This window comes from Janthinobacterium sp. UMAB-56 (assembly GCF_900095265.1).
Classification (GTDB): domain Bacteria; phylum Pseudomonadota; class Gammaproteobacteria; order Burkholderiales; family Burkholderiaceae_D; genus Janthinobacterium.
Genome location: NZ_LT607677.1, coordinates 15,717 through 32,254, shown reverse-complemented (window position 1 = coordinate 32,254; position 16,538 = coordinate 15,717). Strand labels below are relative to the sequence as shown.

The window sequence follows — 16,538 nt, the reverse complement described above, 5'->3', positions numbered from 1 at the left end:
GGCCAGCGCCTCGGGATCGTGGTTGATGGCGATATCTACCGGGCGGCCGAATGCCTGTTCCAAGCCGGTGCTGGTCCCGCCGCCGCCGGCGAAGTTGTCGATGATCAGCTCATTGCCCAGGTCAAGGGACATGGTGAAGGCGTCGCGCTTCATGCTGCTAACCCTTCAGGCGCTATCGCTACCTTCGATTGGTCGTATTTCTCGATACCCCAGGCCAGGGCGTAACAGCACCAAAGGAAGCGGGGCGTGTATTCCGTCGTATCGACCTCCCAAAAATCGGTGAACTCGAACTTGGCATCCGAGCCATGGAATGCCTGCCACGCCTCGCCGGCGTGCGTGAAGTCGTTCGCGGCGTCGAAGCATCGCACCTCGTTGCTGTCGGCGCTCAACACCTCCGACTGGACCTCGGCGCGCAGCTCGGCATAGGCTTCAGCCCACAGCGCAAGCTGCTCAGGCTCGTCATCGTCCGGCTTGTCGCCTTCTGCTTGCTGGTCTACCCAGTCATTTATCTGGCGTACAAACTCATCGTGACTGTGCCTTTTCACGCCGGTGCCGTCGGCTGCCTCGATCTTTTCGGCCCAATAGCGGTGATCGATGCTGTCCAGGTGCCCGCTCTTGCGGAAGAAACCGAACATGTCCTGCGTGCGCTGGAAAACGTAGGTTCCCATGTCGCCCGTGTAGCAGAGGTAGCCTGGCCAGGTGATCAGGTCAAAGTGCATGCAGCTCGTGCCAGGCTTGGCGAACCGGATATGTCGGCTCACGCCATCTTCGCGGATCACTACCATCGCATGCTCGGCGACGTCGCGCAGGAAGCGCTCTTCGGTGCAGCCGGCGCTCACAGAGCACCGCCTTTCGCGCCTTGCAGCTGCTCGATGTCGCGCTCCAGCCGGTTGCGGGTGGTGATCAGGCAGTTGGCCTGGATGCGGCGACCGGTCTCGATGCTGGTCAGGCGGTCGATCTCGGCCTGCGACGACACGCTGCCGGCGCCCCAGCCCAGGACCAACACGGACACCAGGATGATGGCGGCGCTGGCTGCTGGCTCGATTTCGCCCAGGCTCATGGCCAGNCGGTAATAGCGCCGATGATGGCCACGGCGATGATCAGGTAGATGTTGAACTTGAATTTCATGCTGCACCGCCTTCCAGAGCGGCAAGGGCGGCCTTGAAGTTCAAGCGGGACATGCGCGCGTCGGCTTGGGCCTGATCCATACCCCAGTTGTGCATGAACATGGCGCGGATCTCGGCGACGAGCTCACTGTCTTCGGGCCACAGTTCAGCGTCGAGCAGGCGATCGGCGATCAGGTCGATGGCTAATGCTGGCTTTGCGCCAGGCTTCTCGCTAGCATTGGCCTGGATGATTGCGTTGCATTCAGCGCAGGCGAGGTAGGGGATTTTGACGGTGGCGCTGGGTTCTGGTGTGCTGCTGGCGGCGTGTGACATTTTCTCTCCATCGGTTGAGGTGCGATGGAGCAATCTTAGGCATGCCTAAGATTTAAGTCAAGAAAAATATTCGGCAAGCCTAAAAATATTACATTTCTATTTAAGGACTTATTGGTCTCGCGGTGTTAGTTGCTGATCTGGCGCGCAACTCTTCATTCAGCTTCGCTTGACTTACTGGGGATCGGAACATTACCAAGCAAAAATCAGATAGGCGACATGCCATACGTATATGGACATCTTGGCGGGCCCAGGTGGATGAGACTAAGTCCCCGGATTGAATTCGCGGAGAGGTTGGGGCCCCAAAGCGGGCACTGATAGAAGCGTCAATCGTCGGCCCTTTTAGACCGCTAAAAGTTCTAACTTCCAGACTATCCACGGTAAGATCCTTTTGTATAAGCATCTTGAACATGGCATGGGCTGCCCACTCGGGTCTGCTGTCTGGGGACGGCAAATGAACGAGTCCACTTTTCCCGCCGCCCTTAAGAGTGGCGGGCGCGCCAACCCAGCAAAGGGTCTTCGAATTCTCACTCTTGAGAGGGCAGATTTTAGGGGCAGCGCTGAGTTTGCCTCCGAGGGGGTATCCCAGAACGTGCATTTCAGTTTCTGCCGACCATGCGCCAAGGCAGATTGACATGGATATAGCGGCAATTATCCACTTCGGAGCTTGATGCCTCCCCAAGCTAGAAGTTCTCACTCTCTCTCCTGACTATTCTGCCAATTACAATGCATTCAGCACCCCTGCATGCTCGACGATAGTACTTTCGCTGGTCTGAGTTGTCAGACATTAGCCACCACTGTCCGGCATCTCTTGACATTCTTTTTACTACAGCCTCTCCATCGTAGTTCACAGCAAAGACGGCATTGTCTGCAGGGGCCTTGTCATCGAGATTGATAAAAACAATATCATCCTCAAACAGCGTCGGCTCCATACTCTGCCCCTTCACCTTGATTGCCAACAGGCGATTCGGGTTATAGGCGCGTCTGTCTGCCCAAAATTTAGGGATTGGGATGCTGCTACCTTCGGACGAGTCCACATCAGTTTGAAACCCTGTAATACCTGCCTGCAATCGCAGGGTGACGAGCGGGATGTCATAGTAGTTTTTTTGCAAACCATCAGCAAGCACTACACGCATGGAGTCAGGCACAAGATCAGTAATGGAAGTCACTCCATCTAGCAGCCATTCAGGTGAAATTCCTAGCGCTGAACATACCTTAACTAAGTTCGCCCCCTCAATCATCTTCGTCTCGCCGTTTTCCCAATCTGTAACAGTGGGCGGAGAGACTCCTACCAGCTTTGCAAAAGCTGATTTCTTAATGCCTTTTTCTTCCCTGGCTTGGGTGAGTCGTTTGTGCCAATTCATATTAGGTAATCCTAACAAAATACAATTTAGATATGCCTAAATAATTGTTGCAAAGTATTTTAGGAATGCCTAAAATATGCCCATGACTACAAACCCCACGCCTGATGAAATTATTGACGCCTTGGGCGGGACGTCCGAAGTGGCAAGGCTATGCGAGGTTCGTCCACCATCTGTTTCGGAGTGGCGCCGAACTGGGATACCCAAGTCAAGGTTGATGTTTCTTCGACTGGCCAAGCCGGCTGCTTTTGAAAAGCTGACCACATCGCTGGACGTAGCCCTTGAACCATCTCAATAAGAAGTATCACATTGTTTTTTGGAAACTTCCTCATTTGTATTTAGGTGCCGAAATGAATATTCGCGACGCGATCCACCAAACCGTTCACCGCGCCGCTGGCGGCGTTGAAGTGCTTGCCGTGCGCATGGGCCTGCGTGCCCAGATCCTGCGCAACAAGGCCAACCCGAACAGTACGACCAACTACCTCAGCCCGATCGAGTTGGACAGCTTGATGGCCCTGACTGGTGACCACGCGGTTTTGCACGCCTTGGCGCGCAACCATGGCTACATCTGCATCAAGGCCCAGGAAGACGTAACCGCGTCGGACATGGCCATCCTCGAACTGGTGACGCAGGTGTGGTCAGCCAGCGGGGTGGTCGGCGCCGAGGTGCACGCGGTACTGACTGATGGCGTGGTGGAAAAACACGAGTTGCCACGGGTCGAGACGGCCATTTACTGCGTAGTGCAGGCGCTCAATGAAATGGCGGCCCGACTGAAAGGCATGGCGGAGAAGTGACGATTTCAAACGGGGCAGCGGCTGCGCAGCTGCGACCGGCGATTCCAGCCCGCCGGTCACGCCCCGTCCCCATTCACGGCTGGATGGAAGGTTGGAGATCACATGCTGAAATATGGCACATCAACGGAGGCGCCAGCTACACCTGGCCGCGAGGCCGATGCGTGACTACGGAAAGGTTGGCCCCAAGTTCTGGATCGGTGCCACCGGCAAAAAGCTGCGCGCGGCGGGTCCAGAGGCGCAGATCGTCGCCCTGTACCTGATGACGTCGCCGCACGCCAACATGTTGGGGCTGTACTACGTGCCTCAAATGTTCATCGCGCATGAAACTGGATTGGGCTTGGAAGGGGCTGCGAAGGGGCTTGTAAGAGCCGTCGAAGCTGGGTTTTGTGAATATGACGAGGATTCGGAGATGGTATGGGTCATCGAAATGGCCAAGTACCAGATCGCTGATGCGCTGACAGGCAAGGATTTGCGCATCAAGGGCGTGCAGAACGAGTACGACACACTGCCCGCAAACCCTTTCCTGGCGCGCTTCTTCGAGCACTACGCCCATGCGTTTTGCATGACAAAGCAGCGGGGCGCGGACGCCAGTTTATCGCCTGCCTTGCAAGCCCCTTTAAAGCCCCTTGCAAGCCAAGAGCAGGAACAAGAGCAGGAACAAGAGCAAGAGCAGGAGCAGGAGAAAGAGCACGCGACCGTGCCGGCCGCCGCCGCTGTCGCGTCGAAAAGCGCCCGCAGGCCAGCCAAGACAGCCATGCCCGTCGATTTCGAGATTTCGGACGCGATCAAAGCTTGGGCCGAGGCCAAAGGCCACACGAATCTGCAGGCTCACTTCGATTCGTTTGTCCGGAAGGTGCGCGCAAAAGGCTACGTCTACGTCGACTGGGATCAGGCCTTGCAAAACGCCATCATCGACGACTGGGCGAACCTGGGCGCGCAGCGGAATGCGACCGGTGTTGCCGGCGGACGCGTGGCAAAGTTTGACCCAACAGAATTCGTTAATCGCTGCCGGACACCGCCCGGGAGTCCAGCATGAGCGCCCTTGCAACTGCCGGCAGCCAAAGCTGCTTTCTGGGACAGTCCAGCACGGCGCCGGACTCGCGCTGGTTCGAGGTGCATCCGACCCTCAAGGTGTCGATGATCGAACACCTGTACAACCGCCTGGACGGTGCATACCCGCACTGGTGGGCATCCAATTTCGCCAGCGAGGTAGCGCTGCGGAACTGGGCCGAATCGTGGGTGGAGGCCTTCGAGGAAGAGGGGATCAGCCCCAAGGACGTCGCCGTCGGCCTGAAGGCCTGTCGTCTGCGCTACCAGAAGCCGCCGAGCTGCGCCGAGTTCATCCAAGCGTGCAAGCCGTTCGCAGACCCGGTACCGGCGTACCACGAGGCCATCGTCGGCATCGAGGCGCGCCGCAAAGGCGAGTGGGGCGTCTGGTCGCATCCGGCGGTCTACTGGTCGGCGACGCTGCTGGCGCGCGACCTGATGATGCAGTCGTACGGCCAGGTCAAGGATCGCTGGGCAGCCACGCTGAGCGCGCAGCTGGCGCGCGGCGAATGGGCCGAGATTCCGGCGCCTGCGCCAGCGCTGCCGGCGCCGGGCAAGGGCAGCCTCTCCCGCGAGGATGCGGCCCGCATGCTTGCCGAACTGGAGGCCAGCGGCGTGACCAAGTCGCCACGAGCAACGCACTTCGACCACAAGACGTGGGCGCGAAAAATCATGGCGCGCTTGGCCAAGGGCGACAAGTCGCTGCAGGCCATGCAGATCACCAACGCCAAGACCGCCCTTGGCATTATTTGAAAGATACGAATGACTTTTCACCTGTTCCGCGCCGGCAAGGCCAAGAATTACCACTACCGATTCCAGATCGCTGGCGCGCGCGTGCAGCGCAGCACCCGCGAGAGCAGCAAGGCGAAGGCCAACGTGGTGGCGCAGCGCGCGTACGACGAGGCATTGACCCTGACCAACGGTGGCAAGGTGGTGCCGACGCTGGCGGGGATGGCGCAGGAATGGCTGGAGGTGAACGGCCCGATCAGCAGCGCCGCGCACCAGCGCAGCGTCGAGACCACTGCCCGGCTGCACTTCTACGACCTGGGCGACCTGCCGCTGAACCAGATCACCACCAGCCACGTCGAGCTGGCGCGCAACCTGCACTTGGTCGACCACAAGCCGGCCAGCGCGAACCACTGGCTGCGCGTACTCAAGCTGATCGCGAACTGGGCAGTGAAGCGCGAGTTGATCAGGTCGATCCCCTGGCAGGTGCGCATGCTGAAGGTGCAGAAGCGCCCGCGCTCGATCCTGCCTATCGTCGCCGTGGCCGAATGGTTTGCCGCGGTCGACCAGGTCACGCGCGCAGACCCATCGGTGGCCACGGCCATTCGCCTGATGTTCGGCCTGGGCCTGCGCGAGTCCGAGGCGGCCGGTGCGCGCTGGGAATGGCTGGACTGGCAGCGCGCCACCTACACGCCGGGCATAACAAAGGGCCGCGAGGCCGAGCCCGTGCCGGTACCGGCCTGGCTGATCGAGCAGCTGGCGCCGCACCGCCAGGTGGAGGGCCTGATCGCCGGCAAGCGCGGCGGCACCCAGCAGCACCCGCCCGGCTTCGCGCGCAAGGCCATGAAGTCCGCCAACTTGAGCTGCAAGATCAAGGGGATCACCCCGCACAGGCTGCGCGGCACGTTCGCCACCATGCTGTCGGAGCAGGGCGTGCCGATCCAGACGATCCAGGCCGTGATGCGCCACAAGTCGCCGATGACGACCATGGCCTACCTGGAGAAAAACCGGGACACGGCGGCGCAGGCGCAGAACGATATCGCCGAGAAAATCGGTTTTGGGCGTGGCGAGAAAGTGGCGGGAAGCGTCCAGCAAACCCGCATGGATAAACACCTTCATGATTATCATCAGTCATCAGTTGATGGCAATTCGGGCCTCGATTCGGGGTCGACTGAACCAGTACCAGGAGAATAAATTGAAGCCACAAGATCACGTCCTGCGCGAAGTCGTTAACAGCTTGCGCGACATCGCCATTGAATTTCACGGCGCCGACCAGCTGCGCGAGCGCATGCGTGGCGCGCTGGATCCATTGTTGACACCACAGCCAGTTGCTGTTCACGACGAAAATGCGCGCTGGGCCATCGAGGGTGCCATTGCATTCGGGCGCATGGGCGTGAACAAGCCTCCTGCGGACGATCATTGGCTGATGGAGTATTGGCTGATCGGCCGTCACCTGGCCCCACTCGGCAGGCTGGACGCAAGCACGGCAAAGCTTATGACTGGCCAGGTGGATGCTCCGACGCAAGCGCCGCCGGAAGAATGCTGGTCGGTCAACGAAGAAGAGTTCAATTATTCCAGCTTGGGCGATCTGCTCGACAGTAACGATGACCTGGAAGTGGGCACCATTGTTTGGAGAGGGGAAGGGCGTGTACCAGCAGCCAGCAGATTGATCGATGCGGAAGACGTACTGATGACGATGGGTGAGCGCGCAAGCGATATTGTCGGCGAGTTCGCAGATGGCTACGCAGCTGCTACGCCCGTGGCCCGCGCTGAACTTGATTTGATGCTGGGCAATTGGATTGAAAAGTGGTGCCCGCCAAGCTTCTACGAGGTCGTGAGCGTGAAGCCTTATACCCTGTCGGCCGCCGACTTGGCCAGCATGAAAGGCGACGAAGAATGAGCAGCCGCAGCCCAGCACCGGCGCAGGAAACCCCTGCAGAAGCGGCGTACAAGCGTGACCGCGCCTTGCTGCGCGCGCTCTACACCTGCCAGCCCGTGCTGGTCGACGGCAAGCAGCACTTCCTGCACAGCATGCCTCCCCAGGTGCTGGGTGGCGGCGTATCGACAATTATTTACCTGATGGGCGACGCGACACCGCGCCAGCCCAGCGACATAACCTTTTTGGAGCAAGCAGAGTGAGAATCTCGAAAGCGCAACGCGCGACACTTCATGGCATGTTCGGCGGCAAATGTGCCTATTGCGGCGAACCGCTGGGTGCACGCTGGCACGCCGATCACTTCGAGCCGGTCGAGCGCAAATTAGCCGTGCGGAACGGCCGCTTGTCCTCGACGGATGAAATGTACCGGCCAGAACGTGATTGCATCGAGAACCTGATGCCGGCATGCGCACCTTGCAACATCAGTAAGGCGGCGCTGAGCATTGAGCATTGGAGGTCTTGGCTTATAGGCCATGTCGCGGCGCTGAATGCGCACAACACTCCATATAGGCTTGCCCGCAAGTACGGGCTTATCCAAGAGACAGGCACTCCGGTCGTCTTCCATTTTGAGCGTGTCACACCGCCTGCTGGCGAGAAAGCAAAACCATGAAAATCTACATCGCCGGCCCGATGACAGGGCTGCCCGGGCTCAACTTCCCCGCATTCCACGCAGCCACCGCTGAGCTGCGCGCCCAGGGCCACACCGTGATCAACCCTGCCGAGGTGAACCCGGATCAGACCACTTCGTGGGAGGCGTGCATGCGCCGCGATATCGCCGAGCTGGTGACCTGTGACCGCATCCACCTGCTGCCCGGTTGGGAGGTGTCACGCGGCGCGACGCTTGAGCATCACATCGCCATGCAGTTGAGCCTGGCGGTCACGCTGCACCCAGTATAGGAAATGGCAAAAGCGTTGGCGGGAAAGTGGCGAAGACCACCCCGCAAAGGCGCATATTTCCTCATGTTCATGATTATTGTGAATCATCGGTTGTTATCAAATTCAGTACCGGCAGGCAAGCAAAAGCAAAGGGATCGAAATGCAAGAGTTATTTAAAAACACACACGATGCGCTGATGTTCGCATTCAATTATTCATCTCAGCAATATGCGCTGTCGCCAATGTCCAAGCTGATGAAGGGCGGAGGGGCGGGAGGAGGCAAGGGGCTGGTATCGCTAGATGGTGCGGGTCAGTCCGGTATTATCTTGGCGCGCCTGGCACAGATGACGCCCCTGGAGCGAGCCTGCATTACCGCGCGCTATGCGCCGCGCTACGAAGAGTGCCCTTGCTGCCTTAACAAAGACAAGATGACCGAGCAGTACCGTGAGGCAATCGCCGAGCTGGCCGAGTGGGCGCTCGGCGTTTGTACCGGCCTGACCATCAGGAATATGCGCGGCGCGATCATCCGGTCATTCTTTGAGCGCGGGGTATCGATCACGGCGGCAGCCAAGGAATTGAATATAGTCAAAGCCACTGCGTATAATCAGAAAGCTCGAATTCATAAGGCGCTCAAGGAATTGGATGGCCGGGCCCAGCAAGCCGCCAGCTCGTGCCTGGAAGAAATGTGCGGTGAGATTAATGAATTGCCTTGCGTTGGACAAACGTGTCCAGTATAGTCCATTTTTATATACACGTGATAACTGCGCCAAGCGGTTGATCACACTGAAAAGCCCGCCAAGATGCGGGCTTTTTTGCGACTGCAAGTCAATAAGCTTACAGAAAACGTAATTTTGGCTCCGTCGCGGATGATTCCGTCACACGTTTTACTGCGTCCTGCTCCGCGTACAGTTCCTTGACTGCTTTCAGAATATGCTCATCCGATGGGTTGACAGCCTTGCCATGCTCGGTAGCCGCAAGAGCTTTCGCTTTTTGCATGACCATCTGCGAGAAAACAAACTGGTTAAGTTTTTCAGTATTCATATTTTTCTTTCGTAAGTGATAGTTGATAACGTAAAAAATAAAAAGCAAATTGATATTATCAGATTGAAACATTGGCAGACGCGATCTGATGAAGAAATATCATTCCACTTTGGTTGACTCTAGCCGCTGACCGCAATCGAGCGGCAGTAGCTTTTATTTGAGGTGTTCGATGACCCCGCGTCACTACCGAGACATGATCATCCGCGCCATCCAAGCAGGCGACATGCGCCGCATCGACCAGATGGCCGCGCAACTGGCGCAGGCTGAAGAGGCGCGCCGGCTGCTGCAAGCGCTGACGCATTGCCCTGCATGCGCCACCAGTGCGGCGGCGGGGCTGGTACCTGACGCCACTTCCTACTGAAAGGTTCGACCATGCATCAGAATGACCTCCACACTGGTATCGAGTTTGCGTGTGCGGTAACTCAGCACTTTAAGTTGCCCAATACGACCGACCCCAATATGGAGATGGTCACTGGTGCCAATGCAGTATTTGGCGTCAAGGTTACGCTGATGTTGACTGCCGGCGATCTTGCTGCGATTGCAGATATTATGCTGGACCGCTCGTCGCCAGCGCACGACTGATGCCGCGCCGTCCCAAGTCAGTCTGCCGCCAAGCGGGTTGCGGTGCTCTGCTCGACAAGCCCGGGCACTGCGAGAAGCATACGAGGGTGCGCCAGACAGCGGACATGCAGGCACGCGGCACGGCGCACGAGCGCGGCTACACATCGACCTGGGCCAAGGCCCGCGCCGGCTACCTGGCCAAGCACCCTCTCTGCGTGCATTGCATGGAAGAGGGCCGCGCTGTTGCCGCATCGGTGGTCGATCACATCATCAATCACAAGCTGAAAGCCGCACTGGATAGTGGCGATGCCGCTGCCATCACCAAGGCCAAGACATTGTTCTGGGCCAGCGAGTCCAACTGGCAGCCGCTGTGCAAGACGCATCACGACCGTAAGACCGCGACCGAGGATGGCGCGTTTGGACGCCGCGCCGACAATGCGGATTGAGAATGATTCTCAAATGCAATGGGGCGGGTCAAAAGTCCAGGGCGAAAACGCCAAAGACCGGCCATGTAGTCTTTTTTTTGTACCCGCGTAATTAAATATTCAAAAGGGCGTCGATGGGCGGCATAGCAAACGTTGCCGGTCGGGGCCGAAAACCGAAGCCGGTCGCCAGAAAGCTGGCGGCCGGCAACCCGGGAAAGCGCGCGCTAAATACCAACGAGCCGGACTTTGGCCTCGCCACCAACATCGATCCGCCGGAGTGGATTACCGGTGCAGCGCGCGACATGTGGGTGCGTGTAGCGCCGCCACTGCTCAAGCAAAAGGTGTTGCAGGTGACTGATCTGCACAATCTGGAGGCATTTTGTACTGCCTATGGCACTTGGCGCGCAGCCTCGAAACACGTCGCCGAGAATGGCATCGTAGTTGCGGGCGCCACGGGCGGACCGATCAAGAATCCAGCACTGACTGCGCTGAACGAGGCAGGGCGCCAGATGGTAACGTTCGGCTCGCTGCTGGGCCTGGATCCGGCCAGTCGTCAGCGCCTGATCGCCCCGGCAAAAGGAAAGGGATCCAATCCCTGGCTGGAGGCAGTCGGTGGCTGAGAAAAAGAAATACCCTCGCGTCGACCAGGCGAATAAATACGCGCGTGATATCGTTGCTGGACGCATTGCGGCATGCCGCTGGGTCAAACTTGCCTGCCAGCGTCACCTGAATGACCTGGCCGCTAGTCGCACCCGGGGCTATGCGTATAAGTTTGACGCAGCGGAAGCAGAAAAGAAGTTGCGAATTATCGAGTTGCTGCCGCACACCAAGGGTGAATGGGGTTTCAAGCGGCAACTGGTCACCCTGGAGCCGTGGCAAAAATTCGGTTTGGCTTGCACATTCGGCTGGAGGCACAAGAAAACCGGCTATCGCCGCTTCCGGGAAAGTTATTGGGAGGTTTGCCGCAAGAACGGCAAGAGCGTGATCGGGGCTGGTGTGGCGCTGGGCATGTTCATCGCCGACGACGAATTCGGTGCTGAGGTGTATTCCGGTGCCACCACCGAGAAGCAAGCCTGGGAGGTTTTCCGGCCGGCACGCCTGATGGTGAAGCGTTCGCCGCTGATGGTTGAGGCGTTCGGCATCGAAGTCAACGCCGCCAGCCTGGCGTTGCCAGAGGATGGCAGTCGCTTCGAGCCGTTGATCGGCAACCCTGGCGACGGCGCCTCACCATCGTGCGCCATCATCGATGAGTATCACGAGCACGATAGCGCTTCCCTGTACGAAACCATGCTGACAGGTATGGGGGCACGCAGGCAACCGTTGATCCTGATCATCACGACCGCCGGCGCCAATATTGAGGGGCCGTGCTACGACAAGCGCCGCCAGGTAATCGAAATGCTGGACGGCACCGTGCCAGACGACGAGCTCTTCGGCTGGATTTTCACCATCGATGAGGGCGATGTCTGGACCGATCCTGGCGTGCTGGCCAAGGCCAACCCGAACATGGGTGTGTCGGTATTCAAGTCGTACCTGGAAAGCCAGCAGCAAAAGGCCATCCGCAGCGCGCGCTTCACCAACACGTTCAAGACCAAGCACCTGAACGTGTGGACCTCGGCCAAGACGGGTTTTTTCAACCTGGAGTTGTGGCGCGCCTGCGAGGATAAAACGCTGACGGATGAAATGTTTGAAGGCCAGTCCTGCACGCTGGGCTTCGATTTGGCGCGCAAGCTGGACATGAACAGCATGGCCAAGCTGCACCACCGCGATATCGACGGCAAGCGGCACTATTACAGCGTCGGGCCGAAGTTCTGGGTGCCGGAAGAAACGGTCCAGAACGACGACAACAAGCGCATGTCGGAGCGCTTCCAGGCGTGGGTGAATGCCGGCCTGCTTGATGCCACTGATGGCGCCGAGGTGGACTACCGCGAGATTCTGGCGGCCGCCCTCGATGTGAACAAGGTATCGCCCGTGATGGAAAGCGCGATCGACCCGCATGGGGCCACCGGTCTGGCGCACCAACTGGATGATGAGGGCCTCACCGCCATCACGATCACCCAGAACTACACCAACATGAGCGACCCGATGAAGGAACTGGAGGCTGCGATCGCGTCGGGCCGCTTCCATCATGACGGCAACCCCATCATGACCTGGTGTATCTCTAATGTGATCGGCAAGCACCTGCCGGGCAACGACGATGTGGTGCGACCGATCAAGCAGGGCGAGGACAACAAAATCGACGGCGCCGTGGCGCTGATGATGGCGATAGGCAGGGTGCTGCACGCCGAACCTGAAATCAAAGATTGGTTTATTGATATATGAGCAAAAATACATCGTGGGATGAAGTGCAACGGCGCGCCAGGTCGGGGGGCTCCAGCATCCTGACCAACTGGATGGCCGAGCGCGCCGCAGCGCGCGATGTATCGAACCTCTCCTACAGCCAGGCCGTCATGGATGCTTTTGGTGTGGCGCCCGGCGTGGCCGGCACCACGGTCAACGCTACAACCGCCATGCGTGCCTCCGCTGTAGCCGCTTGCGTAGCGAAGATCGCCGGCGCCATCATCAGCATGCCGCTGAATGTCTACCGCTTGTCGGGCGGGCAGATCCCTGAGCAATTACCACGCGACGGCTTATGGTATTTGCTCAACGAGCAGCCCTCGCCAGACTGCACCGGTGCCAGCCATTGGGAAGGCGTATCCACCAAGCAGCTGCTGCGCGGCGACGCGCACACGCTGATCCGCCGCGGCGTGCGGGGCGATATCCGCGAATTACTGCCCTTGCCCTGGGGGGCGGTGTCGCCGGTGCGCCTGCCGTCTGGCGTGCGTTACTACGTGAATCTGCCATCTCATGGCATATCTACCTGGTTCGATCCAGCTGACATCCTGCATTTCCCTGGGTTGAATTTCGACGAGGAGATGATGCGCTCCATGTCGGTGATTCAGTTCGGCGCGCGCAACGCGATTGGCAACTCCCTGGCCATGGATGAATACAGCGGCAAGTTCTTCGAGGGTGGCGCACACCCCTCCATGATTTTGAGCACGGAAAACAATATCGACCCGGATCAAGTGGCACTGTTGCAGGACGCCTTCGTTAATAAATATGCTGGGCTGAGCAACGCGCACAAGGTGCCGCTTATCCTCAAGAATGGCATGAAGGCGACCGAAATCAGCATGTCGGCCGAGGACGCCCAGCTGCTGGAGGCGCGTAAGTTCCAGATCCTCGATATCGCGCGCGCCTTCGGCGTACCAGGCTTCATGATCAACGAATCGACGGGCGCCACTTCCTGGGGCTCAGGCATCGAGAGCATCGGTCGCGCCTTCGTCCAGTACACCTTAAATCCCTGGCTGCGCAAGATCGAGCAGGAGCTGAATCGCAAGCTGTTCCCACGCGACACAGGTAAGTTTGTCGAGTTTTACCGTGATGCCCTGACGGAAGGCGACAGCGCCGCCCAAGGAACCTACTTTCGCCTCGCATTGGGTGGGCCAGGTGCTGGCGACGGCTTCATGTCGAAGAACGAGGTGCGCAGAATCAAACGCCTGCCGGCGGTCGCTGGCGGCGATGAGGTGTACAGCGCGCCGCGTATGGTCGTCGCACCGGCCGAACCATCCACAAAAAAGGAAAATGCAGCGCCATGAACAAAATTCTCCAACTGTGCCTGGACAACGCCAAGCGCGAGCGCCAGATCATCAACATGGTGCGCAACGAGGCCGAGGCCACGATGTACATCTACGATGTGATCGACCCGTACTGGGGCGTCAGCGCAAACACCGTTATCGCCGACATTGCGGCGGCCGGCGACGCCGCAACTCTGCATATTCGCATCAATTCACCTGGTGGCAGTGTGTTTGAATCGCGCGCCATCATCGAGGCCATCAAGCGCTTCGCTGGCAAAACCATCGCCCATATCGATAGCCTGGCTGCCAGCGCCGCGACCAGCATCGCGCTGGCATGCGATGAGGTCGAGATTTCGGACGGCGGTTTTTTCATGATCCACCCAGCCAGTGGCGGTGCTTACGGCGACAAAAATGACCTGCGCAAGCGCGCCGATTTGCTGGAGAAATTGGAAGCGACCATCGCTGCCGAATATGCGGCTGAGTCAGGGCAGGAACTCGACCAGATCGTCGCCTGGATGGATGCTGAAACGTGGTTCACCGCTGCCGAAGCCATCGCCGCCGGGTTTGTTGATCGCCTGCAGTCGACCGCAAAGGTCAGTAATACCTACAACCTCGCCGCCTTCGCTAAGGCGCCGGCGGCCATCAGCGCGCCACCAGCAGCGCCCGCTGTTGCTGCGCCTGCGCCGAAACCGGCCCCGGCCGTTACGGCCTCCTGTATGAAACAGGCCAATGCTAACCGCCTGGCACTGCTGCAAGCTTTGTAACGCTTCTCGCGCTACGCCCGCCGAGGTCGGACACCTCAACCCATAGGAGCCTCTGGCTCCTTTTTTATGCTGAAAGAGACCATGAAAACTATCCAAGCCCTGCGCGAGAAGATTGCCAACCTCGCCACGCAATCTAACAATCTGCTCGCCAACAAAGGCGATCAAACCTGGACCAAGGAAGAGCAGGCGCAGTTCGATGGCTTCGTCAACGAAATTGAATTGGTAAAAGGTCAGATCCGCGCGCTGGAAAAGATGCGCGAAATGGAAGCGGATAACTACTTCGCCGCGGCCCCAGCGGGCAACGCCAACGACACCGAGATCACCTCGTTGGTGGCAGTGGCACTGTACATGCGCCAAGGTTCGAACGTGACTGCCGAGCAGGCCGTGGCCATCCGCAATGCCATGTCCACCACGGTGGCCACCGAAGGCGGCTACACCGTGCCGACCGAAATCGCCAAAATGGTGATCGAACGCCTGAAGGCATTCGGCGGCATGCGCGAAGTGGCCGAGGTGATCACCACCGAAACCGGCACCGGCCTGAATTTTCCGACGAGCGACGGCACGGGTGAAGAGGGCGAAATCGTTGGCGAGAACCAGCCTGTCACCGGTCAGGACATTGCCTTCGGTACTGTGCCGCTGAATACCTTCATGTACTCGTCGAAGAAAATCGCCCTGCCGCTGCAGCTGATCCAGGATAGCGCCATCGACGTGATCGCCCTGGTGATCAACCGCCTGGCCACGCGCATTGCCCGCATCCAGAATCGCCACTACACGGTCGGCGGCGGCACCACGCAACCAGACGGCATGATCCCGAAAGCAGGCATCGGCAAAATCGGTGCCTCTGGCCAGACCGTCACTATCACCTATGACGACCTGGTCGACCTGAAGCACTCGATCAATCGCGCCTACCGTTCGGCTGCGAAGTTCATGATGAACGACCTGTCGGTGTCGACGGTATCGAAACTGAAAGATACCACCGGCCGCCCCATTTGGGTGCCGAGCGTGGACGTGGGCGCGCCAGACTCTCTGCTGGGTTTTGCTGTTGCCATCAACGACGACATGGCAGTGATGGCTGCAAATGCAAAATCGATCGCGTTCGGCGATTTCAGCAAGTACATGATCCGCGATGTGGCCAACACCACCACCATGCGCCGCTTTGACGATTCGGCTTTTGCGCTGCTGGGTCAGGTCGGTTTCTGCGGCTGGACCCGTTCGGGCGGCAACCTGGTCGAGCCGGCGGCCGTGAAGGTCTACACCAACAGCGCAACCTAATCGTACCGGCATAGACGGGCTTCGGCCCGTCTCTTTTGCATCGAAAACAGGAAAACATCATGGCAAAGACAAATACTTCCACCAACACACCTGAGCAGACGGCGGGATCGATCGTCAAGGCGCGTGTTTTGGTGTCCTGCGCTTACGGCGAGCCGAACGACATCATCGAGCTGGAGGAGCAACTGGCGGCGCCGCTTGGCGCCGTCATCGATACGGATCCTGCAGCTGTGGCCTACGCTGAATCCATTCAAAAGGCATAAATATGACGATCCGCTTGCTGTGCGCCTACGGCAAATTTCCTGCCAATGCCATCGTCACGCTGGATGCAGCGACCGAAGCTGGGCTGGTTTCCGCCAAACAGGCATCGCTCAACACGGTGGGCGGCGACGTGTATTTCTCTGACGTGATCGCCTCGGCGCCAGTGCCAGCTATGGCCGGCGGCCAACCCGTCACCCTCAAAATGGGTGAGCGCACGATTGTCGTCCTGCCCGAAGGATCGGTCCTGAATGTCAGCGGCAGTGCCGGTACGGCTGGCGTCGTATACCGCCTCGATCCCATGCTGGGCGGCACGAATTCGCTGCAGTCCTGGACTGTTGGCGCAGGAGCGCTGGCCCCCATAGGTCCATTCGCTGGTCGGCAGTCATTCTTGCTAACCTGCTCGGCCGGATCCATGAGCGCTGAAAGCCAGG

At 58.9% G+C, this 16,538-nt stretch carries 24 protein-coding genes; 19 read left to right on the top strand and 5 right to left on the bottom strand.

What is annotated here, in order from left to right; translation table 11 throughout:
• Positions 1-149: 149 nt before the first annotated feature.
• The 4 genes from K0F85_RS27580 to K0F85_RS27565 all read right to left on the bottom strand — a co-directional run bounded on the left by K0F85_RS27580 (position 150) and on the right by K0F85_RS27565 (position 2,800).
• Entirely contained in the window at positions 150-839 is a 690-nt protein-coding gene (locus K0F85_RS27580) for a hypothetical protein (RefSeq protein WP_219118999.1), read from the bottom strand.
• Complete coding sequence (locus tag K0F85_RS27575; protein ID WP_219118998.1) at positions 836-1,060, bottom strand: hypothetical protein; 225 nt, start codon at positions 1,058-1,060, stop codon at positions 836-838. Before K0F85_RS27575 ends, K0F85_RS27580 begins: the two co-directional genes overlap by 4 nt.
• A gap of 64 nt (positions 1,061-1,124) precedes the next feature.
• Positions 1,125-1,439: a hypothetical protein gene (locus tag K0F85_RS27570; protein ID WP_219118997.1), complete on the bottom strand. Its 315-nt coding sequence runs from the start codon at positions 1,437-1,439 to the stop codon at positions 1,125-1,127.
• Positions 1,440-2,119: 680 nt separating this feature from the next.
• Positions 2,120-2,800 (bottom strand): LexA family transcriptional regulator, encoded by a 681-nt coding sequence (locus tag K0F85_RS27565; RefSeq protein WP_257638201.1) that lies wholly within the window; start codon positions 2,798-2,800, stop codon positions 2,120-2,122.
• Between the two features lie 278 nt (positions 2,801-3,078).
• On the opposite strand from K0F85_RS27565, the gene K0F85_RS27560 reads away from it, so the two are divergent.
• The 9 genes from K0F85_RS27560 to K0F85_RS27520 all read left to right on the top strand — a co-directional run bounded on the left by K0F85_RS27560 (position 3,079) and on the right by K0F85_RS27520 (position 8,912).
• On the top strand, positions 3,079-3,591 hold the full coding sequence (locus K0F85_RS27560; protein ID WP_219118996.1) for a phage regulatory CII family protein: 513 nt from the start codon (positions 3,079-3,081) through the stop codon (positions 3,589-3,591).
• A gap of 157 nt (positions 3,592-3,748) precedes the next feature.
• The gene (locus K0F85_RS27555; RefSeq protein ID WP_219118995.1) at positions 3,749-4,627 is read left to right on the top strand and encodes a hypothetical protein; all 879 of its coding nucleotides are present in this window, start codon (positions 3,749-3,751) and stop codon (positions 4,625-4,627) included.
• Positions 4,624-5,391: a replication protein P gene (locus K0F85_RS27550; RefSeq protein WP_219118994.1), complete on the top strand. Its 768-nt coding sequence runs from the start codon at positions 4,624-4,626 to the stop codon at positions 5,389-5,391. Before K0F85_RS27555 ends, K0F85_RS27550 begins: the two co-directional genes overlap by 4 nt.
• Before the next feature lie 9 nt (positions 5,392-5,400).
• Complete coding sequence (locus K0F85_RS27545; protein WP_219118993.1) at positions 5,401-6,558, top strand: site-specific integrase; 1,158 nt, start codon at positions 5,401-5,403, stop codon at positions 6,556-6,558.
• Positions 6,482-7,264, top strand: coding sequence for a hypothetical protein (locus K0F85_RS27540; RefSeq protein WP_219119002.1), 783 nt, complete (start codon positions 6,482-6,484; stop codon positions 7,262-7,264). Before K0F85_RS27545 ends, K0F85_RS27540 begins: the two co-directional genes overlap by 77 nt.
• On the top strand, positions 7,261-7,503 hold the full coding sequence (locus K0F85_RS27535; protein ID WP_219118992.1) for a hypothetical protein: 243 nt from the start codon (positions 7,261-7,263) through the stop codon (positions 7,501-7,503). Before K0F85_RS27540 ends, K0F85_RS27535 begins: the two co-directional genes overlap by 4 nt.
• Positions 7,500-7,910: an HNH endonuclease gene (locus tag K0F85_RS27530; RefSeq protein ID WP_257638200.1), complete on the top strand. Its 411-nt coding sequence runs from the start codon at positions 7,500-7,502 to the stop codon at positions 7,908-7,910. The genes K0F85_RS27535 and K0F85_RS27530 overlap by 4 nt, the downstream gene beginning before the upstream one ends.
• A complete protein-coding gene (locus K0F85_RS27525; protein ID WP_219118991.1) occupies positions 7,907-8,197 on the top strand; it encodes a DUF4406 domain-containing protein in 291 nt (96 codons plus the stop codon). Before K0F85_RS27530 ends, K0F85_RS27525 begins: the two co-directional genes overlap by 4 nt.
• 139 nt (positions 8,198-8,336) lie before the next feature.
• Entirely contained in the window at positions 8,337-8,912 is a 576-nt protein-coding gene (locus tag K0F85_RS27520) for a hypothetical protein (protein ID WP_219118990.1), read from the top strand.
• A gap of 97 nt (positions 8,913-9,009) precedes the next feature.
• Here the strand turns inward: K0F85_RS27520 and K0F85_RS27515 are convergent, their stop codons facing one another.
• On the bottom strand, positions 9,010-9,216 hold the full coding sequence (locus K0F85_RS27515) for a hypothetical protein (protein ID WP_219118989.1): 207 nt from the start codon (positions 9,214-9,216) through the stop codon (positions 9,010-9,012).
• Positions 9,217-9,385: 169 nt separating this feature from the next.
• On the opposite strand from K0F85_RS27515, the gene K0F85_RS27510 reads away from it, so the two are divergent.
• From K0F85_RS27510 to K0F85_RS27465, 10 genes are all read left to right on the top strand, one after another.
• Positions 9,386-9,577: a hypothetical protein gene (locus tag K0F85_RS27510; RefSeq protein WP_219118988.1), complete on the top strand. Its 192-nt coding sequence runs from the start codon at positions 9,386-9,388 to the stop codon at positions 9,575-9,577.
• An 11-nt stretch (positions 9,578-9,588) separates the two neighbouring features.
• Entirely contained in the window at positions 9,589-9,798 is a 210-nt protein-coding gene (locus K0F85_RS27505; RefSeq protein ID WP_219118987.1) for a hypothetical protein, read from the top strand.
• An 86-nt stretch (positions 9,799-9,884) separates the two neighbouring features.
• Entirely contained in the window at positions 9,885-10,223 is a 339-nt protein-coding gene (locus tag K0F85_RS27500) for an HNH endonuclease signature motif containing protein (RefSeq protein WP_257638199.1), read from the top strand.
• 113 nt (positions 10,224-10,336) lie between these two features.
• Positions 10,337-10,822: a phage terminase small subunit P27 family gene (locus tag K0F85_RS27495; protein WP_219118985.1), complete on the top strand. Its 486-nt coding sequence runs from the start codon at positions 10,337-10,339 to the stop codon at positions 10,820-10,822.
• The gene (locus K0F85_RS27490) at positions 10,815-12,521 is read left to right on the top strand and encodes a terminase large subunit (protein WP_219118984.1); all 1,707 of its coding nucleotides are present in this window, start codon (positions 10,815-10,817) and stop codon (positions 12,519-12,521) included. Before K0F85_RS27495 ends, K0F85_RS27490 begins: the two co-directional genes overlap by 8 nt.
• Positions 12,518-13,834 carry a phage portal protein gene (locus K0F85_RS27485; protein ID WP_219118983.1) on the top strand — a complete coding sequence of 439 codons (1,317 nt, stop codon included), beginning with the start codon at positions 12,518-12,520 and terminating at the stop codon, positions 13,832-13,834. Before K0F85_RS27490 ends, K0F85_RS27485 begins: the two co-directional genes overlap by 4 nt.
• Positions 13,831-14,577, top strand: a complete 747-nt coding sequence (locus K0F85_RS27480; protein ID WP_257638198.1) for a head maturation protease, ClpP-related — start codon at positions 13,831-13,833, stop codon at positions 14,575-14,577. Before K0F85_RS27485 ends, K0F85_RS27480 begins: the two co-directional genes overlap by 4 nt.
• A gap of 81 nt (positions 14,578-14,658) precedes the next feature.
• Positions 14,659-15,849 carry a phage major capsid protein gene (locus K0F85_RS27475; protein WP_219118981.1) on the top strand — a complete coding sequence of 397 codons (1,191 nt, stop codon included), beginning with the start codon at positions 14,659-14,661 and terminating at the stop codon, positions 15,847-15,849.
• A 59-nt stretch (positions 15,850-15,908) separates the two neighbouring features.
• Positions 15,909-16,109 (top strand): hypothetical protein, encoded by a 201-nt coding sequence (locus K0F85_RS27470; RefSeq protein WP_219118980.1) that lies wholly within the window; start codon positions 15,909-15,911, stop codon positions 16,107-16,109.
• Positions 16,110-16,111: 2 nt separating this feature from the next.
• Positions 16,112-16,538, top strand: a 427-nt coding sequence (locus tag K0F85_RS27465; protein WP_219118979.1) for a hypothetical protein, incomplete at its 3' end; no start/stop codon positions are given.